25 protein-coding genes are annotated in these 24,524 nt (G+C 69.8%); 16 read left to right on the top strand and 9 right to left on the bottom strand.

What is annotated here, in order from left to right; all coding sequences use genetic code 11:
• Positions 1 to 29: 29 nt before the first annotated feature.
• Together RSP45_RS06605 and RSP45_RS06600 are read right to left on the bottom strand one after the other, a co-directional pair.
• A complete protein-coding gene (locus tag RSP45_RS06605) occupies positions 30 to 758 on the bottom strand; it encodes a hypothetical protein (RefSeq protein ID WP_415393706.1) in 729 nt (242 codons plus the stop codon).
• Positions 749 to 1,924: a tyrosine-type recombinase/integrase gene (locus RSP45_RS06600; RefSeq protein WP_415393705.1), complete on the bottom strand. Its 1,176-nt coding sequence runs from the start codon at positions 1,922 to 1,924 to the stop codon at positions 749 to 751. The genes RSP45_RS06605 and RSP45_RS06600 overlap by 10 nt, the downstream gene beginning before the upstream one ends.
• 429 nt (positions 1,925 to 2,353) lie before the next feature.
• On the opposite strand from RSP45_RS06600, the gene RSP45_RS06595 reads away from it, so the two are divergent.
• Positions 2,354 to 2,755 carry a group III truncated hemoglobin gene (locus RSP45_RS06595; protein ID WP_415393704.1) on the top strand — a complete coding sequence of 134 codons (402 nt, stop codon included), beginning with the start codon at positions 2,354 to 2,356 and terminating at the stop codon, positions 2,753 to 2,755.
• A gap of 66 nt (positions 2,756 to 2,821) precedes the next feature.
• Here the strand turns inward: RSP45_RS06595 and RSP45_RS06590 are convergent, their stop codons facing one another.
• Genes RSP45_RS06590 through RSP45_RS06580 form a run of 3 tightly spaced genes read right to left on the bottom strand, consistent with a single transcriptional unit; the run spans position 2,822 to position 4,907 of the window.
• The gene (locus RSP45_RS06590; protein WP_415393703.1) at positions 2,822 to 3,508 is read right to left on the bottom strand and encodes a M48 family metallopeptidase; all 687 of its coding nucleotides are present in this window, start codon (positions 3,506 to 3,508) and stop codon (positions 2,822 to 2,824) included.
• Between the two features lie 42 nt (positions 3,509 to 3,550).
• Entirely contained in the window at positions 3,551 to 4,732 is a 1,182-nt protein-coding gene (locus RSP45_RS06585) for a vWA domain-containing protein (RefSeq protein WP_415393702.1), read from the bottom strand.
• A gap of 4 nt (positions 4,733 to 4,736) precedes the next feature.
• The gene (locus RSP45_RS06580; RefSeq protein ID WP_303730953.1) at positions 4,737 to 4,907 is read right to left on the bottom strand and encodes a hypothetical protein; all 171 of its coding nucleotides are present in this window, start codon (positions 4,905 to 4,907) and stop codon (positions 4,737 to 4,739) included.
• A 190-nt stretch (positions 4,908 to 5,097) separates the two neighbouring features.
• On the opposite strand from RSP45_RS06580, the gene RSP45_RS06575 reads away from it, so the two are divergent.
• Entirely contained in the window at positions 5,098 to 6,222 is a 1,125-nt protein-coding gene (locus tag RSP45_RS06575; protein WP_324327053.1) for a Ppx/GppA phosphatase family protein, read from the top strand.
• On the top strand, positions 6,222 to 7,025 hold the full coding sequence (locus RSP45_RS06570) for an RlmE family RNA methyltransferase (RefSeq protein WP_415394010.1): 804 nt from the start codon (positions 6,222 to 6,224) through the stop codon (positions 7,023 to 7,025). The genes RSP45_RS06575 and RSP45_RS06570 overlap by 1 nt, the downstream gene beginning before the upstream one ends.
• Positions 7,026 to 8,011: 986 nt before the next feature.
• Here the strand turns inward: RSP45_RS06570 and RSP45_RS06565 are convergent.
• A complete protein-coding gene (locus tag RSP45_RS06565; RefSeq protein ID WP_415393701.1) occupies positions 8,012 to 8,983 on the bottom strand; it encodes a helix-turn-helix domain-containing protein in 972 nt (323 codons plus the stop codon).
• A gap of 128 nt (positions 8,984 to 9,111) precedes the next feature.
• A complete protein-coding gene (miaA, locus tag RSP45_RS06560; RefSeq protein WP_415393700.1) occupies positions 9,112 to 10,038 on the bottom strand; it encodes a tRNA (adenosine(37)-N6)-dimethylallyltransferase MiaA in 927 nt (308 codons plus the stop codon).
• A gap of 63 nt (positions 10,039 to 10,101) precedes the next feature.
• On the opposite strand from miaA, the gene pyrH reads away from it, so the two are divergent.
• From pyrH to lpxB, 13 genes are all read left to right on the top strand, one after another.
• The gene (pyrH, locus tag RSP45_RS06555; RefSeq protein ID WP_415393699.1) at positions 10,102 to 10,860 is read left to right on the top strand and encodes a UMP kinase; all 759 of its coding nucleotides are present in this window, start codon (positions 10,102 to 10,104) and stop codon (positions 10,858 to 10,860) included.
• A 129-nt stretch (positions 10,861 to 10,989) separates the two neighbouring features.
• Positions 10,990 to 11,553 carry a ribosome recycling factor gene (frr, locus tag RSP45_RS06550; RefSeq protein ID WP_303731589.1) on the top strand — a complete coding sequence of 188 codons (564 nt, stop codon included), beginning with the start codon at positions 10,990 to 10,992 and terminating at the stop codon, positions 11,551 to 11,553.
• Between the two features lie 3 nt (positions 11,554 to 11,556).
• The gene (gene uppS, locus RSP45_RS06545) at positions 11,557 to 12,297 is read left to right on the top strand and encodes a polyprenyl diphosphate synthase (protein ID WP_415393698.1); all 741 of its coding nucleotides are present in this window, start codon (positions 11,557 to 11,559) and stop codon (positions 12,295 to 12,297) included.
• The gene (locus RSP45_RS06540; RefSeq protein ID WP_415393697.1) at positions 12,294 to 13,097 is read left to right on the top strand and encodes a phosphatidate cytidylyltransferase; all 804 of its coding nucleotides are present in this window, start codon (positions 12,294 to 12,296) and stop codon (positions 13,095 to 13,097) included. The genes uppS and RSP45_RS06540 overlap by 4 nt, the downstream gene beginning before the upstream one ends.
• Positions 13,098 to 14,270 carry a 1-deoxy-D-xylulose-5-phosphate reductoisomerase gene (gene dxr, locus RSP45_RS06535; RefSeq protein WP_415393696.1) on the top strand — a complete coding sequence of 391 codons (1,173 nt, stop codon included), beginning with the start codon at positions 13,098 to 13,100 and terminating at the stop codon, positions 14,268 to 14,270. It begins immediately after the preceding gene.
• The gene (gene rseP / locus RSP45_RS06530; protein ID WP_415393695.1) at positions 14,267 to 15,601 is read left to right on the top strand and encodes an RIP metalloprotease RseP; all 1,335 of its coding nucleotides are present in this window, start codon (positions 14,267 to 14,269) and stop codon (positions 15,599 to 15,601) included. Before dxr ends, rseP begins: the two co-directional genes overlap by 4 nt.
• A gap of 126 nt (positions 15,602 to 15,727) precedes the next feature.
• The gene (gene bamA / locus RSP45_RS06525; protein ID WP_415393694.1) at positions 15,728 to 18,067 is read left to right on the top strand and encodes an outer membrane protein assembly factor BamA; all 2,340 of its coding nucleotides are present in this window, start codon (positions 15,728 to 15,730) and stop codon (positions 18,065 to 18,067) included.
• A complete protein-coding gene (locus RSP45_RS06520; protein ID WP_415393693.1) occupies positions 18,067 to 19,305 on the top strand; it encodes an OmpH family outer membrane protein in 1,239 nt (412 codons plus the stop codon). Before bamA ends, RSP45_RS06520 begins: the two co-directional genes overlap by 1 nt.
• 1 nt (position 19,306) lies before the next feature.
• Positions 19,307 to 19,930: a nicotinate-nucleotide adenylyltransferase gene (locus tag RSP45_RS06515; protein WP_415393692.1), complete on the top strand. Its 624-nt coding sequence runs from the start codon at positions 19,307 to 19,309 to the stop codon at positions 19,928 to 19,930.
• A gap of 66 nt (positions 19,931 to 19,996) precedes the next feature.
• Entirely contained in the window at positions 19,997 to 20,482 is a 486-nt protein-coding gene (fabZ, locus tag RSP45_RS06510; protein WP_415393691.1) for a 3-hydroxyacyl-ACP dehydratase FabZ, read from the top strand.
• Positions 20,475 to 21,263 (top strand): acyl-ACP--UDP-N-acetylglucosamine O-acyltransferase, encoded by a 789-nt coding sequence (gene lpxA / locus RSP45_RS06505; protein ID WP_415393690.1) that lies wholly within the window; start codon positions 20,475 to 20,477, stop codon positions 21,261 to 21,263. Before fabZ ends, lpxA begins: the two co-directional genes overlap by 8 nt.
• Complete coding sequence (locus RSP45_RS06500; RefSeq protein WP_415393689.1) at positions 21,260 to 22,090, top strand: LpxI family protein; 831 nt, start codon at positions 21,260 to 21,262, stop codon at positions 22,088 to 22,090. The genes lpxA and RSP45_RS06500 overlap by 4 nt, the downstream gene beginning before the upstream one ends.
• A 49-nt stretch (positions 22,091 to 22,139) precedes the next feature.
• Positions 22,140 to 23,294, top strand: coding sequence for a lipid-A-disaccharide synthase (gene lpxB, locus RSP45_RS06495; RefSeq protein ID WP_415393688.1), 1,155 nt, complete (start codon positions 22,140 to 22,142; stop codon positions 23,292 to 23,294).
• Here lpxB and RSP45_RS06490 read toward each other — a convergent pair.
• Complete coding sequence (locus RSP45_RS06490) at positions 23,278 to 23,625, bottom strand: RidA family protein (RefSeq protein WP_415393687.1); 348 nt, start codon at positions 23,623 to 23,625, stop codon at positions 23,278 to 23,280. The genes lpxB and RSP45_RS06490 overlap by 17 nt on opposite strands.
• A gap of 2 nt (positions 23,626 to 23,627) precedes the next feature.
• A complete protein-coding gene (locus tag RSP45_RS06485; RefSeq protein WP_415393686.1) occupies positions 23,628 to 24,383 on the bottom strand; it encodes a sulfite exporter TauE/SafE family protein in 756 nt (251 codons plus the stop codon).
• Between the last annotated feature and the right edge of the window lie 141 nt (positions 24,384 to 24,524).

Raw genomic sequence — 24,524 nt, 5'->3', positions numbered from 1 at the left:
TTAGGGTTATTGACCGCGCCGGACGCGGCCTATTCGTATAACTTCCCAAGCGTCAACCAAGCATAGTAGCAGGCAGCTTCAAGGTCCGTCCGTTTGGAGGTTGGTTCCCCTTCTTGCAGCGCCAGCGCCTCAATATGATCGGCCTTGTAATTCCGATCAACTTTCATCAGGTGCTCGCCGAGGAACGTCACGAAGCCATTGAACCTGTAGTAGTTCGTCGATCCTTTTGATTTGTTGAGGTAAGCTCCGCGCGGCACCTTTGTTTCGGGTTTCAGCTTGAAGTGCCGCTTCCAAATCTCTGTCAGAAACACCACCGCTTCATATCGCCCATAAGGGTGTGGATGCCCAGCGGGCGAGAAGTCCTTTTTGATCGCCTGCTCTTGGGACAATTTCCCCGCCGACACAAGCTCATCCCCAATGAGAGAGAAGTCGGAAGCCGTGTCGAAAACGCCGATGCACTCATCGACACGATCCAGCCAACGGTTCGGTGATTGACGCTGATCCACCAGCAGGGCACGGGTTTCTTCCGATACCCCCGCCAGCGCACTGCGGATCGCCCGCAATTCATCCAGCGTCCGTTTTTCGGCGGCGGACAGCCGCATATCGTCGCCTGCTCGCTTAAAGCTGGACAGTCTTACGGTGACAGCCTCGCCATCCCTGAATTGCTGTTCCGCCTCCTCCCCGCGAGCGACCGCTTCGCGCAACTGCGCCCATTGTTCATCCGTAAGAACCGGCGGCTTCTCCTCGGTCACGCCCATTGCGCCCCCCATATGTCCAGCGCCGCCCGCTTCTCGGCAAGGTAGCTGTAGCGGTTGTAGGTTCCGGCCACGCCTTCAATCGCATGGCCCAGCACCCGTTCGATATGTTCCTGCGGGATGCCCAGCCGGGCCATGTGGGTCGCGGCGGAGCGGCGCAGGTCGTGCAGGGTCCACTCCTCGACCTTGGACAGCTTGTCGATCCGGGCCTTGGCCTTGGAGAAGCCCGAGACGGGACGCCTGCCCGCCGTGGTGGACAGTAGGTATTCCCCGCTGTTCCACTTGGGCAGCGCCTCGACAATCGCCAGCGCGGGGGCCGACAGCGGCACCACCTGCGGACGGTCGGTCTTGTAGTGGCTGGCGGGAACCTCGAACGCCTCCTGCCCGGACAACAACCATCCGCGCTGCAACTCGGCAATTTCGGCCCGGCGCTGGGCGGTCAGGATCAGCAGCCGCACCATCGGGCCGAAGGGATAGCCCATCTTCCCCGCCGCCTCCCAGACCGCCTTCAACTCCTCCATCGACAGCACCCGTTCGCGCGGCGCATAGCCCAGCTCGGGGCGGCGCATCCCGGCAACGGGGCTGGCGACCAGAAGGCCCCGGTCCACCGACCAGTTGAAGAACTTGGTGACATGCTTGCGGACCTCGCGCGCCGCGCCCGCACCCTGTTCCATCGCAATGTCGTCCAGAAGCTCGTGCGCCGTCGCCCGGTCGATCTGGTCGATGGGCTTGCCTTTCCAGACCGGCACGACGAGGGTGTTCAGCAGCCGCTCGGTGTCCTTCCACTTCACGGTATGGGCCTTCGCGTGAAGCTCGATGAACCGGGCGCAGATCACCTCGAACACCCGTTCGCCCTTCGCCCGCGCCTCATCGCGGCGCTTGTCGGCGGGATCGTCGCCCCGGTCGGCAAGGTCCAGCGCCGACCGCGCGCGTTCGCGGGCATCCTTCAGGTCGATCAGGGGATATGCGCCCAAGGTCATCCGGCGCAGCGGTCCCCGGTTCCCGCCGTCGCCCCGTCCCGCGACCCGATACATCACCGACCAGCTTTTCTTGCCCGCCTCGGTGATGCGCAGCGCAAGCCCCGGCGTCAGGGCGTCGAATACCTCCAGCCGCCGCCCGGCCTCGGGCGCGAACTTCTGGACGGCAATCTCCGTCAGCTTCTTCTTCATGCGCAGGCTCCGGGGTAACGGCGGGGTAACGGATCGGTGGACTATTCGGCGTTACGGGCCTTTACCACCGGAGACGAGTATAGCCGTCAAGTACCTGCAAATAAAGTGATTTCTACTATGGCGGGAGTCCGCCGGAGACGGGCGGATACGCCCGGCCCGCTTCTTGGTAAGGGAGAGGTCGAGAGTTCAATCCTCTCTCACAGCACCATAAAATCAACAACTTAGTCGTATGATAAGGTTTGCTCTCTGGTCTGCTGGACCTGAAGCTCCATTGTCGGCGGCCTTCCGGGGCACGAGGCGGATTCTGCTGCGTCGAGGAGCGCTGCAACCCGGTTCGCATAAGATATTGTTCTCATGGTCGAGGATCTGCGCTGTCCGCCCGGATGGCACGTCCTTGCGCTGCCGTCGCGCCGGGGCCAGATAGGGGGCATGAGCATCCCGCCCCGTTTTCCCGTCACCCCCGAGCAGATCGACCGCGTGGTCGCCGTGTTCTATGGCGCCGTGCGCCGGCACGAGGTGCTGGGGCCGGTGTTTGCCAATCACGTCTCCGACTGGCCCGAGCATGAGGCAAAGATCGCCGCCTTCTGGCGCAATGCGATCCTGTTCCAGCGGGTCTATGACGGCAATCCGATGCGGGTGCACCGGGCGGCGGGCGATGTCCGGCCAGAGCATTTCCGCGACTGGCTGGCGCTGTTCGACGCCACGCTGGCCCGGCTGCTGCCCGAGGAGACCGCGCAGGCGTGGTCGGCGCTGGCGCATCGGATCGGCGCCGGGCTGCGGATGGGGGTCGAGGATCTGCACGCGCCTGCGGGGCCGCCGCTCTTGCGGTGATGTGCAGGGGGCGCTGCCCCCGTCCCTGCGGGACTCCCCCGGGATATTTGGGTGATGAAGAACGGGTCAGGCTTGCTGTTGTTGCCAGCGGCGCTCCAGCGCCTCGATGGCGGCGATGCGGCGTTCGATCGGCGGGTGCGAGGCCAGCCAGGCGACCGGGCGGCCGCTGCTGCCGGTCAACTGGCCCAGCCGCGCCAGCAGCGCCTTTTGCGGCGCGGTGCCGAAGCCGGACTTGACCATCAGCGCGGCGGCGAAGGCGTCGGCCTCATACTCGTCCTCGCGTGACAGTCTTGCCGCCAGCGCCGAGGCGACCAGCATCGCCAGCCACGGGCCGATGATGGGGATGAAGCGGCCAAAGGTCGTCGCCAGCACCGTGCGCACCAGATTCTGCCCGGCGAAATCCATCATCCGCCGGCGGGCGTGGCCGTGGGTGACGTGGCCAAGCTCATGCGCGATGACCGAGGCGAGTTCGGCCTCGGTCACCTTGCCGGCGTCGAGCTGGTCCAGAAAGCCGCGGGTCAGGAACACCCTTCCGTCCGGCGCGGCCAAGCCGTTCACCGGAGCGATCTCATAGACATGCGCCCGGACCGGCCCCAGCCCCATCGCCCGCCCCAACCGGTCCAGCGCCGAGGCCAGCCGCGGGTCGTTCAGCGGTGTCGAGTTCTGCGTCAGCTGCTGGCGCAGCCGCCACGCCGAAAACAGCCACATGGCCACGGCGTAGGCGACGATGAGGATAAGCGGCAGCAGCTTCATGCAGGCAATCTGGGCACTGGCCGGGGCGGGATCAACTGCGGATCAGCCCAGCACCCGCATCGCCTGCGTCAGCCCCTGCAGGGTCAGCGGCAGCATCCGGTTTTCGAAGATGCGGGCGATCATGCCGATGGACGGGGTATGGCGCCAGTGCTGCTGCGGCACCGGGTTCAGCCAGACGTGATCGGGCCAGGTCTCGGCCAGGCGGCGCAGCCACAGCTCGCCGGGTTCGGGGTTCCAGTGCTCGCTGGCGCCGCCGGGGGCCACGATCTCGTAGGGCGACATCGAGGCGTCGCCGACCACGATCACCTTCCAGTCGCGGCCATAGCGGTGCATCAGGTCCCAGGTCGGGATGGTCTCGTCCCAGCGGCGGCGGTTGTCCTTCCACACGGCTTCATACAGGCAGTTGTGGAAGTAGTAATGTTCCAGATGCTTGAACTCGGCCCGCGCGGCCGAGAACAGCTCGTCCACCACGCGGATATGGTCGTCCATGCTGCCGCCCACATCCAGCAGCAGCAGCACCTTGACGGCGTTGTGGCGTTCCGGCCGCGTCTGCACGTCGATATAGCCGTGGTCGGCGGTGGCGCGGATGGTGGCGGGCAGGTCCAGTTCCTCGACCGCGCCGTGGCGGGCCCATTGCCGCAGCCGCTTCAGCGCCACCTTGATGTTGCGGGTGCCCAGTTCGACCGAATCGTCGAAGTCGCGGAACTCGCGCTTGTCCCAGACCTTGACCGCGCGGCGATGGCGCGATTCGGCCTGGCCGATGCGCACGCCCTCGGGGTTGTAGCCATAGGCGCCAAAGGGCGAGGTGCCGGCGGTGCCGATCCATTTGTTGCCGCCCTGGTGGCGGCCCTGCTGCTCGGCCAGCCGCTCGCGCAGCTTTTCCATCAGCGCCTCGAAACTGCCCGAACTCTCGATGGCGGCCATTTCCTCGGGCGTCAGCAGCTTTTCGGCCAGCTTCTCCAGCCATTCGCGGGGCAGGGCGGTTTCGCTGACCAGCGCTTCCAGCGGCACCGTCTCCAGCCCGGAAAAGCTTTCCGCGAAGGCGCGGTCATAGCGGTCGACGTGGCGTTCGTCCTTGACCAGGATGGCGCGGCCCAGGCCGTGGAACTCTTCGACCGACCAGCCGGCCAGCCCCGCGTCCATCGCCGCCATCAGGTCCAGCCATTCGCGCAGGGTGACCGGCACCCCGTGGCGGCGCAGCGAATCGAGGAACGGGCGGAACACCGCCCTACACCCGCAGCCAGCGGTCGATCAGGATGGTCGCGAACAGCCCCACCACCGCAAAGGCGATCGCATGGGCTGCGGCATATTGCAGCCGGTCCTTGCCATTGCCGCCGGCCCGGCGCGCCCGCATGTCGCCCAGGATGGCGCCCAGGACGAAGGCTGCGATGACGATCATGGGCCATCCCCCGCTGGCTGTGAAAGGCGATCTGCCGCTGGCTTAGGCGAAGCGGCCCGGGCTGACAAGCAAGCCGGTGGGCAAGGCGGCGGGCAAGGCGGCGGACGGAACACGGGGACGCGATGCGCCCTTGATCCGGTCCGGCCGCCCGATTAGGTTCAAGGCAACACGATTTCGGAGGGCGTTGCAGATGACGCCCAGGCGTCCCGCGGGTGCGGACGCAATCCCGGCCCCCAAGGCCCTGCCTGCCGACACCCGCAAGCCCGGCGACGGTGCGCTTTATGCCGCGCTCGACCTGGGAACGAACAGTTGCCGGATGCTGATTGCCCGCCCCTCGGGTGGTCAGTTCCAGGTGATCGACAGTTTCTCGAAGCCGGTCCAGCTGGGGCTTGGCCTCGAGGCGTCCGGCCGGCTTTCGCGGCAGTCGATGTCGCGGACGGTTCATGCCTTGCAGGTATGCCGGCGCAAGATCGAGCAGCACGGCGTCCGTCGGATGCGGCTGGTCGCGACCGAAGCCTGCCGCCGCGCCCGCAACAGCCGCGACTTCATGCGGATGATTCGGCGCGAGACCGGGCTGCCGGTGGAAATCATCGCCGCCGAGGAAGAAGCAAGGCTGGCGGTGATCTCTTGCGCGCCGCTGGTCAACACCCAGACCGAGCAGCTGCTGGTCGTCGATATCGGCGGCGGCTCGACCGAGCTGGTCTGGATCGACCTGCGCGGGGTGGAACCGGCGCTGCGGTCGCGCGCGATCATGCGGCTGACCGATGGTTTTCCCGATGGCGCGGCCGGAAATGCGCGGGTGGTGGACTGGATCAGCGTGCCGCTGGGCGTGGCCACGCTGCGCGACCAGTTTGCCGATGTCAGCGACGACCCGGCCCGGTTCGCGCTGATGAGCTGGCAGTTCGAGCAGATGCTGGAGGATTTCGCCCCCTATATTACCGGGGTGCGCGCCGACGACGCCTTTCAGATCATCGGCACCTCGGGGACGGTCACCACCGTCGCCGCCAGCCATCTGGGGCTGAAGCGCTATGACCGCACCAAGGTGGACGGGCTGTCCATGACCTCGGTCGAGATCGACCGGGTGATCCACAACTACCTGGCGCTGGGCCCCGAGGGTCGGCGCGCCGACCCCCGCATCGGGCGCGAGCGTCACGCCCTGATCATGTCCGGCGCGGCGATCCTGCAGACGCTGATGCGGGTCTGGCCGACCAGCCGCCTGTCGGTGGCCGACCGCGGCCTGCGCGAGGGGCTGCTCTATTCGCAAATGGTGCGCGACGGGGTATTGGCCTCGGACGGGCTGATGGGAGTGGCATGATGGCGGCGGGTTCGAGTGGGACGGCAGGCGGGCGCGGCGGCGCCGGCGGCAGCCGCGCGGGCAAGGGCAGTTCCGGGCGCGGGCAGCGCGACCTGCGGGTGCGGGTCAAGACCGCCAAGGGGCGCAAGCTGTCCTCGACCCTGTGGCTGGAACGGCAGCTGAACGACCCCTATGTGGCGCGGGCGAAGCGCGAGGGGTATCGCGGCCGCGCCGCCTACAAGATCATCGAGTTGGACGACAAGTACCGGTTCCTGAAACCCGGCGCCCGGGTGGTCGACCTGGGCTGCGCGCCCGGCGGGTGGTGCCAGGTGGCAGTGGCGCGGGTGAATGCGCTGGGCGAGGCGCGCGGCAAGCCGCAGGGGCGGGTGCTGGGGGTGGACCTGCAAGAGGTCGAACCGATCGCCGGGGCCGAGCTCCATCAGCTCGACTTTCTTTCCGACGATGCGGACGAGCGGGTCAAGGAATGGCTGGGCGGCCGCGCCGATGTGGTGATGTCGGACATGGCGGCGGCCTCGTCCGGGCACAAGGGCACCGACCATCTGCGCATCGTGACGCTGGTCGAGGCGGCGGCCGAGTTCGCCTTTGACGTGCTGGAACCCGGCGGCAGCTTCATCGCCAAGGTGCTGGCCGGTGGTGCGGAACAAGGGCTGCAGGCAATCCTGAAGCGCAACTTCACCACGGTGGCGAACGTGAAGCCGCCGGCCAGCCGGTCCGATTCCTCGGAAAAATTCGTCGTGGCGCTGGGGTTCCGGGGCAGGGCCGATGCCTCGGAGCAGGGGGAGAGCGAGGGCGACGAGGATTGAGTGGGGCTGGGGCGGTGGATTTGCAGCGCCGTTGTCCGGTCTCGTGCGACCGGACACTGTTGCACGGGGGGCGCTCATCATCGCTGCTGCGCCAAGGGTCCTCACGCAATAACCGTGCAGGTTCTTCCGAGGCTTCGTCTCGGCGGTGGGACTGCGGCAGGGAAGATCAAGCCTCGAAACAGTACGGAGGCAACCGCCGCGCCGCTGTCCGGTCCGGCGCGGCGGGTGCAGTACCGCACGGGGATGTGCGCTGTCGCCGCTTCGCGATACGCTGTCACGCAATATATTCATACTGTTTCATTCATACTGTTTCCTCCAACGGAATTCGCCACGGCGGTGCTGTTCTGCGGCCAGGAGGACGAAACCTGAAGCATGTTAAGGGCGACCGCGCCGCGGACTGAGCCAAGGTGCCGGAGACCCCGCCGCATCGCTCTCCCGGTCCCGCGCAACCAGTGCAGTGCTGCACTGCGGCGCACGCCATCGGCCTGCTCCGCAAGGCGCCGCCACACGGTGTTCGTGCCGCTTCCTCCCAGAAAGTCGTCGTGACGATGGGGCTTAGGGAACGAGGGGAAGCAGACCTCGGAGCAGGCCGAGGGCGACCGTGGTACGGATCGAGCCAGAGTGCGGCGCTGCCGGAGATTCTTGCCCCGTCGCTATCGGGGCCCGCACGACGGGTGCAGGGCCGCACGGGAGCGCCGGCCATCGCGCCGCTGCAATGCGCTGTCACGCATTGTTCTCACCTTCCCTGCACCGTTGTTTTCTCTTGGCCGGCCGCCGCCCCCCGCTGCCCGCCTGCCGCGCCGGCATCTACTGCTGGACCACCGTTTCCTCCCAGCTGCCCCACACGCGCACCCGCCCCCCGCAACCTGCCCGATCATAGCCTCACCCCCTCCTTCGGGCGGTTCTCAAATATCCTCGGGGGAAGAGGCCGCAGGCCTCGCGGGGGCGGACAGCCCCCGTCCGGCGGGGCCGCGGGGCGCTCCGCCTCAGCCTGCCACAGAGCTTGCTCGCGCCATCTGCCGGTAGTTTTCCGGGGTGCGGCCGGTGGCGGTGATGAAGCTGCGGATCAGGTGGGCGGTGCCAGTGAAGCCCAGCTCGGTGGCGATCTCGGCCAGGGGGCGGTCGGTGCTGCGCAGGACCGTGGTCGCGCGTTCGAGCCGCAGCTCATAAAGCAGCGCCAGGGCCGAGCAGCCGCGGTGGCGGCGGCAGGCGGCGTCCAGCCCAGCGGCGCTGACCCCCAGCGCCTCGGCCAGGTCGGCGACGGTGCGGCCGCGGCCCAGCTCGCGCGCCGCGAGCTCGCGGTAGGCGGCCACCAGCTGGCGGTCGTCGATGTCCGGCGGCGGCCGCCGCCCGGGCTCGGCCCCCGCCGGGACCATCCGGCGCAGCGAGCCGGCGATCAGCCCCAGCCGCAGCCCGGCGGCGATCCCCTCGGGGTCGTCCAGCCGCTGCGCCAGCGCCCGCAGATCCGCCGACAGCGTATCGCCCGCCGCCGAATCCGCCAAGGTTGCGACGACGCGGTTCGGCAGCGGCAGGTCCAGCCGCTCGCCCAAGTCGCGCGGCATCAGCAGCACCTGCCCGCAGATGCCGGGCTGCGGCTCGGCGGCAAAGGCGGTGCCGGCGGGGATGAACACCACGCTGCCGGCGCCGTGATCGACCGGCCCGCGCGGCAGCGTGATCCGCAGCGTGCCCGCCGTCACCCGGATCAGGCAGTGATCGCCCCGCGTCCGGCCGCGCCGGGCCCGGGCCGGGCCGGCCGGTCCGCCCCAGGCGAAACTGTCCAGCGGCAGCAGCCGCAGCCCGTTTCCGGGCAGCAGCGGCCGCCCGGCATAGGGGCGCAGCGGCGCCGTCGGCCGCGGCAGGTTGGCCGGGTCCGGCAGCGGTACCCCCGCAGGCGCCACCCCCGCAGAATTTGCAGGCGGCTGGAGTTCCGGATCGGGACGGGGTGCCTGGGCGAACATCGACCTGCCTGCGTGACTGAAACTCGCCCTGTCATAAAAGACAAAACTCTAATAAATGTTTAACGCGCTTGGCAGGAAACGGAACCCGTCCTGCGCAAGGATCCTGCGAAAAATCTGTAAAAATCCGCTCAGACGAGGAGTTTAGTCCAATCCCGCATCCGGTTGCGAAACCAGATGCGCTGCGACTTGGCATATTGCCGGGTGGCGATCACCGCGCGCTCGCGCGCCTCGGCCAAGGTCAGGCGGCCGGACAGATGCCCGGCCAGCTCGGCCGCGCCGATAGCGCGGGCCCATTGCGCGCGGGGATCCCAGCGGGGCAGCATGGCACGCACCTCGTCCAGCGCGCCCTCGTCCAGCATCGCGTCGAAGCGGCGGGCGATGCGCCCGGCCAGAACGTCGCGGTCCATCTGCAGCACGAAACGCTGCGCCTGTTCGGGCGCGACCAGCGGCGGCGGGGTGTCCGCCTGCCAGTCGGCAAGGCCGCGGCCGGTCGCGGCCAGAACCTCCCACGCGCGCTGGACGCGGGCAGGGTTGCGCAGGTCCAGCCCTGCGCGGGTGCGGGCATCCAGTGCGGCGATCATGTCGGCCAGCCCGCCATCGCGCGCTAGCCAGGAGTCGCCCTGCGCCCGGATTTCCGGCGGCACCGGCGGGATCACCGCCAGCCCCCGGGTCAGCGCCGACAGGTAAAGCCCGGTGCCGCCGGCGATCACCAGCCCGCGGCCGGTCGCCAGCAGCGCCCCCACCTCGGCCAGCCAGTCGCCCACCGAATAGCTGCGTCCCGGGGCGACATGGCCGTAAAGCAGATGCGGGGCCGCGGCCTCGTCCCGGGCCGAGGGGCGGGCGGTCAGCACCCGCCAGCACGACCAGACCTGCAGCGCATCGGCATTGACCACCGCGCGCCCGGTTTCCTGCGCGATCCGCAGCGCCAGCGCCGATTTGCCGGCCGCGGTCGGCCCCGCGATCAGCACCAGGCGCGCGGGGTCGATCCCGGCCAGCAGCCGGTCCAGCCCGGCGGGCGTCGTTGCGTCGATGACATCGGGGCCAGTGTTGATCATGCGCTCTATCTGGGCCATTTTGCGCGCCAGCGAAACAGGGCGATGAAACCGGGGGAACACCACATGAACGATACGTCAAGCAAGACCCCCGACCAGCCCGCAGACCAGCCCGCCGCCAGCTACAAGCGCGTGATGCTGAAGATTTCCGGCGAGGCGCTGATGGGCGATCAGGGCTACGGGCTGCACCCGCCCACCGTCGCCCGCATCGCCGACGAGGTGGAATCGGTCCACAAGCTGGGGGTCGAGATCTGCATGGTGATCGGCGGCGGCAACATCTTCCGCGGGCTGCAGGGCAGCGCGCAGGGGATGGAGCGCGCGACCGCCGACTATATGGGGATGCTGGCCACGGTGATGAACGCGCTGGCGATGCAGGCCGCGCTGGAAGCCAAGGGCCTGCATTCGCGGGTGATTTCCGCCATCCGCATGGACGAGGTGGCCGAGCCCTATATCCGCCGCCGCGCCATCCGCCACCTTGAGAAAAAGCGCATCTGCATCTTTGCCGCCGGCACCGGCAACCCGTATTTCACCACCGACACCGCCGCCACGCTGCGCGCCAACGAGATGGGCTGCGAGGCGATCTTCAAGGGCACCAAGGTGGATGGGGTCTACGACAAGGACCCGGCCCGTTTCCCCGACGCGAAACGCTATGACAACGTGACCTATGACGAGGTGCTGCAGAAGCACCTGGGGGTGATGGATGCCTCGGCCATCGCGCTGGCGCGGGACAACAACCTGCCGATCATCGTGTTCTCGCTGGACGAGCCGGGCGGGTTCTGCGGCATCCTTGCCGGCAAGGGCACCTATACGCGGGTCCACGGCTGAGATCGCGGCCCGAAAGTTCTTGCGGCGCGTGTAATCATTCTGAAAGGAATCCCGTGGTAGACGGGTGCGGAACTATACAAGCGCCCGTTGAAGAGGCTATAGCACCGGGAAACGATTGAAGAGGGAACCATGGCCGACGAGATCGAGATCGACACCGACGATCTGGAGCGCCGGATGAAGGGCGCGATGGACAGCCTGCGGCACGAATTTTCCTCGCTGCGGACGGGGCGCGCCTCGGCCAGCATGATCGACCCGATCATGGTCGACGCCTATGGCTCGCTGACCCCGATCAACCAGGTCGGCACCGTCAACGTCCCGGAGCCGCGGATGGTTACGATCAACGTCTGGGACAAGGCGATGGTCGGCAAGGTGGAAAAGGCGATCCGCGAAAGCGGGCTGGGCATCAACCCGCAGCTGAACGGCACCATCATCATGCTGCCGATCCCCGAGCTGAACGAGGAACGCCGCAAGGAGCTGACCAAGGTCGCCGCCGGTTATGCCGAAAGCGCCCGCGTCGCCATCCGCAACGTGCGCCGCGACGGCATGGACCAGATCAAGAAGGCCAAGGGCAAGGGCATGTCCGAGGACGACCAGAAATTCTGGGAAACCTCGGTGCAGGAGCTGACCGACAAGATGATCGCCGAGGTCGACAAGGCGCTCGAAACGAAACAAGCCGAAATCATGCAGGTCTGATCCATGGCCGCCGAAGCCGCGACGGTCGGCGTGCCGGTTGCCGGGGGGACGATGGCGCGCCCGCGCCATGTCGCCATCATCATGGACGGCAACGGCCGCTGGGCGACCGAACGCGGCTGGCCGCGGCTGGTCGGCCACCGCCGCGGGGCCGAACGGGTCAAGGAACTCGTCCGCGCCGCCCCCGATCTGGGGGTGAATTGGCTGACGCTCTATGCGTTCTCGACCGAGAACTGGAAGCGCTCGACCGAGGAAGTGCTGGGGCTGATGGGCATCTTTGCCCGCTATATCCGGCGCGAGGCCGACGCCATGGCGGCCGAAGGGGTGCGGCTGCGCTTTATCGGCGGGCGCGCCCGGCTGGACGACAAGCTGCAATCGCTGATGGCGGGGATCGAGGCGCGCACCGCCGGCAACACGCGGCTGAACCTGACCGTGGCGATCAACTATGGCGGCCGTGATGAACTCGCCCGCGCCGCCACGCGCCTGGCCGCGCGCATCGCCAGCGGCGAGATCACCCAGCCGACCGAGGCGGACCTGGCCGCCTGTCTGGATACCGCCGGCCACCCCGATCCCGATCTGGTGATCCGCACCAGCGGAGAGACGCGCATCTCGAACTTTCTGCCCTTTCAGGCGGCCTATTCGGAATATGAGTTCACCCCGGTGCTGTGGCCCGATTTCTCGCCGGCGCACCTGGCCGAGATCCTTGAACGGACCAGCCAGCGCCAGCGCCGCTTCGGCGCGGCATGACCGCGCCCGGGGCTCAGGGGCGCTGGGGCGACCTGGCGGCGCGGATCGGCTCTGGCATCGTGATCCTGCTGGCCGGGGCGGCGCTGCTGCTGTTGCCGCTGCCGCTGGCCGGGGCCGGAATCGCGGCGCTGGTCGGCGGGCTGATCTGGGAACTGACCCGGCTTGCCGTCCCCGCCCCCGCGCCGCGGCTGGTGGCCGGGGTCGCGCTGGCGGCAGCGGCGGCGATGGCGGCGGCGCTGTATCTGGGCCCCGCGGCGGCGCTGTTGCTGCTGGTGCCGCTGGCCGCAGGGACGGCCGCCGCCCGCCCCGGGCTGCGTGGCGCCTATGCCGGGATCGCGCTGGCGATGATGCTGGCGGCGTTCGGCGTGCTGTGGCTGCGCGCCATGGCGGGGCTGCCGGCGACGCTATGGGTGGTCGCCATCGTGGTGCTGTCCGACGTGCTGGGGTATTTCGTCGGCCGGACCCTCGGCGGCCCCAAGTTCTGGCCCGCCATCAGTCCCAAGAAGACCTGGAGCGGCACCGCCGCCGGCTGGATCGGCGCCGCGGTGCTGGGGCTTCTGCTTGTGATCACAGGCATTGCCCCCGCCAGCGTCATCGTGATCGGCCCGATTCTGGCCTTTGCCGGGCAGATGGGCGACATTGCCGAAAGCTGGATCAAGCGGCGGGTGGGCGTCAAGGACAGCTCGCAGCTGATCCCCGGCCACGGGGGGCTGATGGACCGTTTCGACGCCATGACCGGATCGCTGGGGCTGGCGACGCTGCTGTCGCTGGCGGGGCTGCTGCCGGCAATCGGGGGCTGAATGCGCAGCGTCTCGATCTTTGGCGCGACCGGCTCGATCGGGGAAAACGCCTTTGACCTGCTGATCCGCTCGGGCGGGGCCGCGGCGTGGCGCACGGTGGCGCTGACCGGCGGCCGCAACGTCGCGCGGCTGGCCGAGATGGCGCGGGCGCTGCGGGCGGAAATCGCCGTGATCGCCGATGACACCCTGCTGCCCGTGCTGCGCACGGCGCTGGCGGGCAGCGGCGTTCAGGCCGCGGCGGGCGCGCAGGCGATTGCCGAGGCCGCGGACCGCCCGGCCGACTGGTCGCTGTCGGCCATCGTCGGCGCGGCGGGGCTGGCGCCCGGGCTGCGGGTGGTGGAACGCGGCGGCACGCTGGCGCTGGCCAACAAGGAAAGCCTGGTCACCGCCGGGCGGCTGCTGATGGGGCAGGCGGCGCGGACCGGCGCCACCATCCTGCCGGTCGATTCCGAACATTCCGCGGTGTTCCAGTGCCTTGAGAATGAAAACCTCGACCGGATCGAGCTGGTGACCCTGACCGCCTCGGGCGGCGCCTTCCGCGACTGGCCGCTCGAGCGGCTGGCGGCGGCGACGGTGGCCGAGGCCTCGACCCACCCCAACTGGGTGATGGGGCAGCGCATCACCATCGACAGCGCCAGCATGTTCAACAAGGCGCTGGAGATCATCGAGGCGCATGAGTTCTTCGGCCTGCCGAGCGAGCGGATCGCGGTACTGGTCCATCCCGAATCCATCGTGCACGCGCTGGTGTCCTATGCCGACGGCGGCACGCTGGCGCATCTGGGCCCGCCCGACATGCGCCACGCCATCGGCCACGCGCTGCATTGGCCCCGGCGGGAAAAACTGCCGCTGCCGCGGCTGGATCTGGCCCGGCAGGGCAGCCTGACCTTCCGCGAACCCTGCGCCGCGCGCTGGCCGGCGCTGTCGCTGGCGCGGCAGGTGATCGCGCAGGGCGGCGCCGCCGGGGCGGTGCTGAACGCGGCCAAGGAACAGGCGCTGGACGACTTCATCGCCGGGCGCATCCGCTTTACCGACATGGCGGGCGCGGTGGCGCATGCGCTGGACCGCGCCGCCGGGCAGACGGGGTTCGGCCGCAGCCCCGCCAGCCTGGCTGAGGTGCTGGCCTGGGACGAGGCCGCGCGCCGCGCCGCCGCCGACTGGCGGGCCGCCGCATGATCGAGGCTGTGATCACACAGACCGGCGGGCTCGCCTGGACCGTCGTCGCCTTTGTGGTGGCGCTGTCGATCATCGTCGGCGTGCATGAATACGGCCATTATATCGTCGGCCGCTGGTGCGGGATCCGGGCCGAGGTGTTCTCGCTGGGGTTCGGACCAAAGCTGGTGGCCTGGCGCGACCGCCGCGGCACGGTCTGGCAGATCGCGGCGATCCCGCTGGGCGGCTATGTCCGGTTTCTGGGCGACGCCGATGTCGCCAGCGCGACGCGTGACGGAACCGTGGACCCGGCGCTGGCCCGGCAGACGCTGGGGGGCGCGCCGCTGTGGGCGCGGTTCGCCACGGTGGCGGCGGGACCGGTGTTCAACTTCATCCTCGCCGCGCTGGTCTTTGCGGGTGTGATCACATGGCAGGGGCTGGCGACCGAGCGGCTGGAGGTGGGCGAGATCCTGCAAGCCCCGCCCGGGGTGGTGAACCAGCTGCAACCGGGGGACGAGATCCTCGCCATCGCCGGCCACCCCGTTCCCGACTGGCCGGCGCTGTTCGCCCTGCCCGAGACGCTGCCCGCTGCGCCCAGCCACGACTGGACCGTGCGCCGGAACGGGGCCGAGATCACCGTGACCGCCCCCGACCCGGCGCCGCCGCGCATCTCGGGGGTGTCCCCGCGCAGCGCGGCCTCGGCCGCCGATCTGCGCCCGGGCGACGTGGTGCTGGCGGTCGAGGGCCGCCCCATCGCCCGCTTCACCGAGCTGCGCCCCGCGGTCGAGGCCGCAGCGGGCCGCCCCGTGGCCCTGCGCGTCTGGCGTCCGGGCGTGGGCGAGGCCGATTTCGCCCTGATCCCGCGCGAACAGGACCTGCCCACGGCGGACGGCGGCTATGAAAAGCGCTGGTTGATCGGGGTCACCGGCGGCGAGGGGTATTTCCGCCCCGCCACCCGCACCCCCGGCCCGGTCGAGGCGCTGGCCATCGGCGCCCGCCAGACCCGCGACGTGATCTGGGGCTCGCTGACCGGCATCGTCGCCATGATCACCGGGCAGATCGGGCGCTGCAACCTCTCGGGCGCGATCTCGATCGCCGAGGTGGCGGGCGATGCCGCCAGCGCCGGGGCGGGCAATTTCTTCTGGCTGGTGGCGCTGTTGTCGGCGGGGATCGGGTTCCTGAACCTGCTGCCGATCCCGGTGCTGGATGGCGGCCATCTGCTGTTCTACACATGGGAGGCCGTGGCCCGCCGCCCCCCCTCCGAACGCGCGATGGACATCCTGACCCGCATCGGCATGGCGCTGGTGCTGACGCTGATGGTGTTCGGCCTGACCAACGATATCGTCTGCCGCTGACCTGCCAGGCCCGGATTGCCCCCGTTTCTGCCGGGTTTGCTTTGACAGCTCCCCCCGTGCGGGGTTAATCCTGCCGCAAATGGCGAACGGAAAACCGGCGCCGGACGCTGACGCGAGGGGCAGGCAATGACGGATCGGATGAGGGGCGCGGCTTTGGCCCGCGCGCGCGCGGCGGGGACGATCCCGGCGATGGTGCTTGCCGCGGCGCTGGGCGTGGCCGGCGCGGCGAGTGCCGCGGTCTACGACCAGGTGCGGCTGGAGGGCGCACAGACGGTCGATGCCGAGACCGCGCTGTCGCTGGCCAACCTGCGCCGCGGCGCCGACCTGTCGCTGGGCGATCTCAACGATGCCCAGCAGCGGCTGCAGCAATCCGGGCTGTTCGAGGCGGTCGAGATCGTCCCGCAGGGCCGCACGCTGATCATCCGGGTCAGCGAATACCCGGTCATCAACATCGTCAATTTCGAGGGCAACCGCCGCATCAAGGACGACCAGCTGGCCGAGGTGGTGCAGTCGCGTTCGCGCCGGGTGTTTTCGCCCAGCATGGCGGAACAGGACGCGCAGGCCATCGCCGCGGCCTATGCCTCGCAGGGGCGCTATGCCGCCCGCGTCGATCCGCGGGTGATCCGCCGGTCCGGCAATCGCGTCGACCTGGTGTTCGAGATCCGCGAGGGCAAGGTCACCGAGATCGAGCGCATCGGTTTCACCGGCAACCGTGCCTTTTCCGATCGCAAGCTGCGCGACGTGCTGTCCACCAAGCAGGCCGGGCTGCTGCGCGCCTTTGTCCGCCGCGACACCTTCGCGCCGGAACGGATGCAGCTGGACGAACAGCTGCTGACCGACTTCTACCGCTCGCGCGGCTATGCCGATTTCCGCGTGCAGGCCGTCGCCCCCGAGGTCGCGCGCGAACGCGACGCCTTTTTCGTGACCTACAACATCTACGAAGGCCCGCGCTACAGCTTCGGCAATGTCGCGGTGGTCAGCGAGATCCCGGGCCTGGATGTCGCCCCCTATCAGGCGCAGAACAAGGTCCGCCGCGGGCAGGTCTACAGCCCCTCGGCCGTGGAAAACACCATCCAGCGGATGGAGACGCTGGCCCTGCAGCAGGGGCTGAACTTCGTCGCGGTCGAGCCGCGGGTGACCCGCAACATGCGCAACCAGACGCTGGACCTGACGCTGGCACTGGTGCGCGGCCCGCGCATCTTCGTCGAGCGGATCGACATTGAGGGCAATACCACCACCCTGGACGAGGTGATCCGCCGCCAGTTCCGCACCGTCGAGGGCGACCCCTTCAACCCGCGCGAAATCCGGGCCTCGGCCGAACGGATCCGGGCGTTGGGGTATTTCAGCGACGCGCAGGTGGAAACCCGCTCTGGCTCGACGCCGCAGCAGGTCATCGTCGATGTGAACGTCGAGGAACAGCCCACCGGCTCGCTGAGCTTCGGCGCCAGCTACGGCGCGGATGCGGGCGTCGGCTTCAACGCCTCGCTGTCGGAAAACAACTTCCTTGGCCGCGGTCAGACCGTGCAGTTGGGCTTTTCCACCGCCAGCGGCTCGCGCAGCTTCGATTTCAACTTCGTCGAACCGTATTTCCTGGGGCGCGACCTGCGGGCGCGGTTCTCGGCGTGGTATCGGACCTCGGACTATTACAACGCGCGCTACAATACCCGCAGCATCGGCCTGTCCTCGGGGGTCGAGTTCCCGGTCAGCGACAACGGCCGGCTGGAGCTGCGCTATCGGATCAGCAAGGACAAGCTGTTCGACGTGACGCCGATCGACCTTGTTGAGGATATCGGCTCGTCCGATATCCTCGTGCGAGAGGAGGGCGAGCGGATCACCTCGGCGCTTGGCTACAGCTACGGCTATGACAGTCGCATCGTCGGGATCGACCCGCTGACCGCCTACAAGCTGCGCTTCAGCCAGGATTTCGCCGGGCTGGGCGGCGACGTGGAATCGGTGACGACCACGGTTCTGGCCGGGGTCGAAAGCCGCGCCTGGCGCGAGGAAGTCACCCTGCGGGCCGAGTTCGAGGCCGGGGCCCTGCACATGCTGGGCGACGAGGACAGCCGCATCACCGACCGTTTCCGCAGCACCGGCCGCATCCGCGGGTTCGAGGCCAACGGTTTCGGCCCGCGCGACCTGATCGCGCCCTATCGGGACGCCCTGGGCGGCAATTATTTCTGGGCACTGCGGACCGAGGCGCAATTCCCCATCGGCGTGCCCGAGGAATACGGCATCTCGGGCGGGTTGTTCGCCGATGCGGGGTCGATCTGGGGGCTGGACAACACCATGGGCGGGACCGGCACCGACCCCGTTGACGACAGCATGAAGATCCGCGCCGCGGTCGGGGCCTCGCTGTTCTGGACCACGCCGATCGGGCCGCTGCGGTTCAACTTTGCCAAGGCGGTGAAGAAAGAGGACTACGACCGGGACCAGTCGTTCGACCTGTCCATCACCACGCGGTTCTGATGCGCGGGGCGGGGCTGCGGCGGGCGGGTGCGCCCCTGATCGCGGCGCTGCTGCTGGCGGCGTCGCCGCTTGCGGCGCAGGAACCGGCCGGTACGCGCCCGGTCCCGCGCGCCGAGACCCCGCAAGCCACGGATGCGCCGGGGCTGAGCGGTGCGGCCAGCGACCTTGCCGGCCCCGCCGCGGCCCCGCCCGTGCCCGCCGCCCCGAACAGGGCCGCCGACACGCCGCTGCGGCTGGCGCCCACCCCGGCCGCGCCGGGGCAGGACCCGCTGGCGCTGGCGGTGGTGATCGTCGATCAAGAGGCGCTTTACCGGCAGTCCCGCTGGGGAATGCGCGCGCAGGCAGAGCTTGCCGCGCAGTCGCGCCAGGTTGCCGCCGACAACGACCGCGCCTTTGCCGATCTGGTCGCCGACGAGGACGCGCTGACCGCTGCCCGCGCCCGGCTGTCCCCCGAGGAGTTCCGCATCCGCGCCGCCGAGTTCGACGAGCGGGTGATGGCGATCCGCCGCGAACGCGACGAGGCGCGCGAGGCGCTGTCGGACACCGCCGAACGCGACCGCGCCATCTTCTTTCAGGCCGCGGCGCCGGTGCTGGGGCGGGTGATGGTGGCGCGGGGGGCGTTGGTGATGCTGGACCAGCGCATGGTGCTGATCGCCGACGACCGGGTGGACGTGACCGACGATGCCATCGCCGCGCTGAACGCCGAGCTGGGCGACGGCCGCGAGATCATCGCCGCCGCGCTGAAGGCGCAGGCCGAACAGGAACGCGCACAGGCCGAGGCCGAGAAGGACAAAGCGCCGGCGGGGTCCGAGACGGACCTCGATTCCGCCGCCGGCCGCGACACGGCGGCGGGGGCGGACGGGGCGGCCGCTGACCCCGGGTCCGCGACTGCGCCGGAGGATGCGGCGCCCGCGGCTGTGCTTGACGATGAATCGGCCGAACCGGCCTCCTCGGCGGGGTTGGGCGAAACGGCGGACCCGGCGGCCGCGGCTGCGACGGTGCCGGGGGATGCGGCGCCTGCGGCTGTGCCTGTCGATGAAGCGCCCGGAACGGCATCCTCGGTAGTGCCCGCGCCGGGGGCTGCGGGCACTGACGCCTCTGACCCGGCGCCGCTACCGGAGGATGCAGCCACCGATGCGCCGGATCTGGGTGCCGACTCTGCCCCCCGCGCGGAGGCCGCGCCGGCTCTGCCGCCCGCGGGCTCTGGCCCTCCCTCCGGGCCCGGCGGGGCCGAGTGAGATGCGGGCCGGGACGGGCGACACGCTGATCGCCCTGCCGGGGCAGCGGATCGGGCTGCTGGGCGGCTCGTTCGATCCGCCGCACGCCGGGCATCTGCACATCACCGAAATGGCGCTGCGCCGGTTCCGGCTGGACCGGGTGTGGTGGCTGGTCAGCCCCGGCAACCCCTTGAAACCGCACGGCCCCGCGCCGCTGCCCGACCGCATCGCCGCCGCAAGGGCACTGGTCCACGACCCCCGCATCCGCGTCACCGGGATCGAGGCGCAGCTGGGCACGCGCTGGACCGCCGACACCATCGCCGCGCTGCGGGCGCGCTGGCCGGGGGTACGCTTCCTGTGGCTGATGGGCTCGGACAACCTGATCCAGTTCAGCCGCTGGGACCGCTGGCGCGGGATCGCCGCGCAGGTGCCGATCGGGGTGATCGCGCGTCCGGGCACCCGCACGCCGGCGCGGACCTCGCGGGCGGCGCGGATCCTGTGGCAGGCGCGGCTGCCCGAAGCCCGCGCGCCCCTGCTGGCCGAGGCGCCGGCGCCGGCCTGGGTGATGATCAACGGGCCGATGAGTCCGCTGTCGTCCTCGACCATCCGGGCCGCGCGGAACCCCGCCCCCGGGCGGCCCGGCTGACCGGGGCCAGCTTGCCAAGGCTCAAGCGCATTTGCTAGCACATCCAAAACATCCCGGAGTGACAGAATGGCCGAGCCAGAGCGCGCGCCCGCACCCTACACCACCGCCGACCTGGCCCTGATCAAGCGCATCATTCCGCATCGCTACCCGTTCCTGATGATCGACCGGGTGCAGGACATCGTGCCCTTCGAGGGTGGGGTGGGCATCAAATGCGTGACCTCGAACGAGCCGCATTTCCCCGGGCACTTCCCCGACCAGCCGGTGATGCCCGGCGTGCTGCTGGTCGAGGCGATGGCCCAGACCGCCGCGGTGGTGGTGGGCATCACCCGCAACTACATCGACGAGCGGCTGCTGACCTATTTCATGGGGGTCGACAACTGCAAGTTCCGCCGCATGGTCCAGCCCGGCGACGTGGCCGAGCTGCATGTCAAGGTCAAGCGGCCCGGCGGCAAGATCTGGAAGTTCACCGGCGAGGTGCAGGTGGACGGGCAGGTCTGCGCCAGCGCCGAGTTCACCGCGATGATGGCCGTGAATGACGCGGCCGATGGCTGACACGCAGATTCACCCCTCGGCCATCGTTGAGCCGGGGGCCGAATTGGGGCAGGGGGTCCGCATCGGGCCCTTCTGCCATGTTGGGCCTCAGGTGCGGCTGGGCGATCGGGTCGAGCTGAAATCCCATGTCGTCGTCGCCGGTGAGACCGAGATCGGCGCGGGCACGGTGATCTTTCCCTTTGCCTCGATCGGACAGGCGCCGCAGGACCTGAAGTTCGGGGGCGAGCGCACGCGGCTGGTGATCGGCGCCCGCAACCGCATCCGCGAATACGTGACCATGAACCCCGGCACCGCCGGCGGCGGCGGGCTGACCCAGGTCGGCGACGACGGGCTGTTCATGTCCTCAAGCCACGTCGCGCATGACTGCCGGATCGGGAACCACGTGATCCTGGTCAACAGCGTCGCCATCGCCGGGCATTGCGTGCTCGAGGACGAGGTGATCGTCGGCGGGCTGTCGGGCGTGCACCAGTTCGTCCGCATCGGCCGCGGCGCGATGATCGGGGCGCTGAGCATGGTCACCGCCGACGTGCTGCCGCACGGGCTGGTGTCGGGGCCGCGCGGGCAGCTCGAAGGGTTGAACCTGGTCGGGCTCAAGCGCCGCGGCGCCAGCCGGGCCGAGATCGCGGCGCTGCGCGAGCTGCTGGCGGCGCTGGCGTCGGGATCGCTGCGCGAGACCGCGCAGCTGCGTGCCGGGGGCGAGGTCACCGCGATGGAGCGCGAGGTGCTGGACTTCATCCTCGGCCCCAGCGACCGCAGCTTTCTGCGCCCGCCCGCGAAATGAGCGGCGCGGCAAAAACCGCGATCCTCGCCGGGGACGGGGTGCTGCCGGGGGTGGTGGCGCAGGCGCTGGGTGACGCCGGGACCCCGCCGCTGGTGCTGGCGCTGGAAGGATTTCCCCCCGCGCTGCCCCCGGGGATCGCCGCCGAAAGCTTCCGGCTTGAACGGCTGGTGCCGCTGCTCGACCGGCTGGTGGACGAGGGGTTTGCGCGGGTGGTCTTTGCCGGCGCGATCCGCCGCCCGCGGCTGGAACCCGAGATGTTCGACCCCCGCACCGCCGCGCTGGTCCCCCGCATCCTGACCGCGATGCAGCAAGGCGACGACGGCGCGCTGCGCGAGGTGATCGCGATCTTCGAGGACTGGGGGCTCGAGGTCGTGGGCGTCGATGCGATCTGCCCCGCGCTGGTGCCCGGTGAAGGGGTGCTGGCGGGCGAGCCTTCGGCCGCCGACCGCGCGGATGCCGCCCGCGCCGCCGCGATCCTGTCGGTGACCGGGCCGCTGGATATCGGGCAGGGCTGCGTGGTGGTGCAGGGGCTGTGCCTAGCGTTCGAGACCCTGCCGGGGACCGAGGCGATGCTGGAGTTCGCCGCCCTGCACCAGGGGCTGCGTCCGCGCCCCGAGGGCGCGCGCGGCGTGCTGTTCAAGGCGCCGAAGCCGGGGCAGGACCGTCGCATCGACCTGCCCGCCATCGGCCCCGACACGGTGGCGCAGGCCGCCCGCGCCGGGCTGGCCGGGATCGCATGGCAGGCCGGCGGCGTTCTGCTGCTGGACCGCGGGGCGACCATCGCCGCGGCCAAGGCGGCGGGGGTGTTCCTGTGGGCACGGGCGTGACCGGGTATTTGGGCCAGAAAGAAACCGCTGAGTCCGCGCAGGTGGCCGCGTGAAGGCGTTCCTGATCGCGGGCGAGCCCTCGGGCGACCGGCTGGGCGGTGCGCTGATCGCCGGGCTGCGCGAGTTGGACCCGGGGCTGGAGATCGCCGGGATCGGCGGCGAGTCGATGGCGGCGCAGGGGCTGACCAGCCTGTTTCCCATGTCCGAGCTGTCGCTGATGGGCATCTGGGAGATCCTGCCGAAATATCGCGCGCTCAAGCGCCGCATCGCGCAGACCGCGCAGGCGGTGGTGGCGGCGGCGCCCGATGTGCTGATCACCATCGACAGCCCCGATTTCGGCCTGCGGGTGGCGCGGCTGGTGCGGGCGGCGGCGCCGGGGATCCGCACCGTGCATTACGTGGCGCCCTCGGTTTGGGCCTGGCGGCCGGGACGGGCGGCGAAAATGGCCGAGGTGATCGACCACTTGCTGGCGATCTTGCCGTTCGAGCCGCCGCTGATGCGCGCCGCCGGGATGAGCTGCGATTTCGTCGGCCATCCGGTGGTGGCCGAGCCGGTGGCGACCCCGGAGGAGGCCGCGGCTTTCCGTGCCCGCCACGGCATCGCCGCCGACGCGCCTTTGGTGCTGTGCCTGCCCGGGTCGCGCCAGGGCGAGGTCGCCCGCCTCGGCCCCCGTTTCGACGAGGCGCTGATGCAGCTGCGCGACCGGGTGCCAGAGCTGCGGGTGGTGCTGCCCACCGTGCCCGGCGTGGCCGCGATGGTGGGGCAGATGGTCAAGCGCTGGCCCACCGCGCCGGTGGTCGTGCAGGACAGCGAGGACAAGCGCGCGGCTTTTGCGGCGGCGGATCTGGCGCTGGCGGCCTCGGGGACGGTCAGCCTGGAGCTGGCGGCGAATCAGGTGCCGATGGTGATCGGCTACGACATGGCGCCCCTGACAAGGGCGCTGCTGGGGATGCTGCTGAAAACCGACACGGTGACGCTGGTCAACCTGGTCACCGACACCCGCGCGGTGCCCGAGTTCCTGGGCAAGCGCTGCCAGCCCGGCCCCATGGCCGCGGCGCTGCTGCAGCTGCTGGACGACCCCGACGCCCGCGGCGAACAGCTTGCCGCGATGGAGCTGACCATGCAGCGGCTGGGCCGGGGCGGCGAGCCGCCCGGGCTGCGCGCCGCCCGCTCGGTGCTGGCGGCGGTCAGAGCGCCGCGGTGACGATCACCTCGACCCGGTAATCCGGGGTCGCTAGCCGCGATTCGCCGGTGGCACGGGCCGGGCAGTGGCCTTGCGGCACCCATGCGTCCCAGACCGCGTTCATTTCCGCGAAATCCGCCATGTCGGCCAGCCACACCTGCGCCGAGAGGATGCGGGTGCGATCGGTCCCGGCCTCGGCCAGCAGCCGGTCGACCTCGGCCAAGGCGGTGCGGGTCTGCTCGGCCACGCTGTCGCCGGGGGTGCCGATCTGGCCCGCCAGCCAGACCACGCCATTGTGGACGACGCCCATGCTCATCCGGGGGCCGCATTCGATCCGTCTGATATCCGCCATGTTCATGCTCCGCTTGCCAGTCGCCAAAAGAATACCGCCGTCATGCCGAAGCCGACGACCGCGATCAACCCGCGCAGCACCGGCACCGGGATGCTGCGCGCCACCGGCGCGCCTAGATAGCCGCCCAGGACGGTGCCGATCGCCACCGACAGCGCCGGTCCCCAGGCGACCTGCCCGCCGGCGGCGAAGATCGCGAAGCTGATGATCGACAGCGCGAAAGATAGCCAGTTCTTCAGCCCGTTCATCTCGATCAGGTCGGTCATCCCCCACAGCGCGAACAGCGCCAGCAGCACGATGCCCAGCCCGCCGTTGAAATACCCGCCGTAGATTGCGACGGGAATCATGGTGCCGGCGCCAAAGGCGGTCACGCCCCCGCGATAGCGCGCGGCCCAGGCGCGCAGCCGCCCGCCGGCCATGAACACCAGCGTCGCGGCCAGCAGCAGGAACGGGACCAGTACCGCAAACGCCTCGTTCGAGGACAGCAGCAGCAGTGCCGAGCCCGCCGCGCCGCCTGTCATGGTCAGCACCGTCAGCCGGCTGAAGATCGCGCGCGGCAACAGCGCGATTTCCCGCCGGAACCCCAGCGCCGCCGACAGATATCCCGGCAGCGCCGCCACCGTGCTGGTGGCATTGGCCGACACCACCGGCACCCCCACGAACACCAGCGCCGGAAAAGTGATGAAGGTGCCGCCCCCCGCCACCGCGTTGAGCACCCCGCCCAGCACCCCGGCGATAAGCAGCAGAAGGAAGTCGGTCACGGAAAGCTCCTGTCGTTTTGCAGCGCGGGCCACACTGGCGGCGCGGATCTTGGGGGGCAAGGGGCGGCGCCCGGTGGTTCCCGGCAGGCGGAAACCTGTGGTGTGTGGAGGACAGGGGGGCGAATCGGGCGGGTTGTTCCA

Source organism: Paracoccus sp. SJTW-4, assembly GCF_047716885.1.
Taxonomy (GTDB): domain Bacteria; phylum Pseudomonadota; class Alphaproteobacteria; order Rhodobacterales; family Rhodobacteraceae; genus Paracoccus; species Paracoccus solventivorans.
Note: the sequence above shows the minus strand (reverse complement) of the source record. Positions and strands in the feature narration are given on the sequence as shown.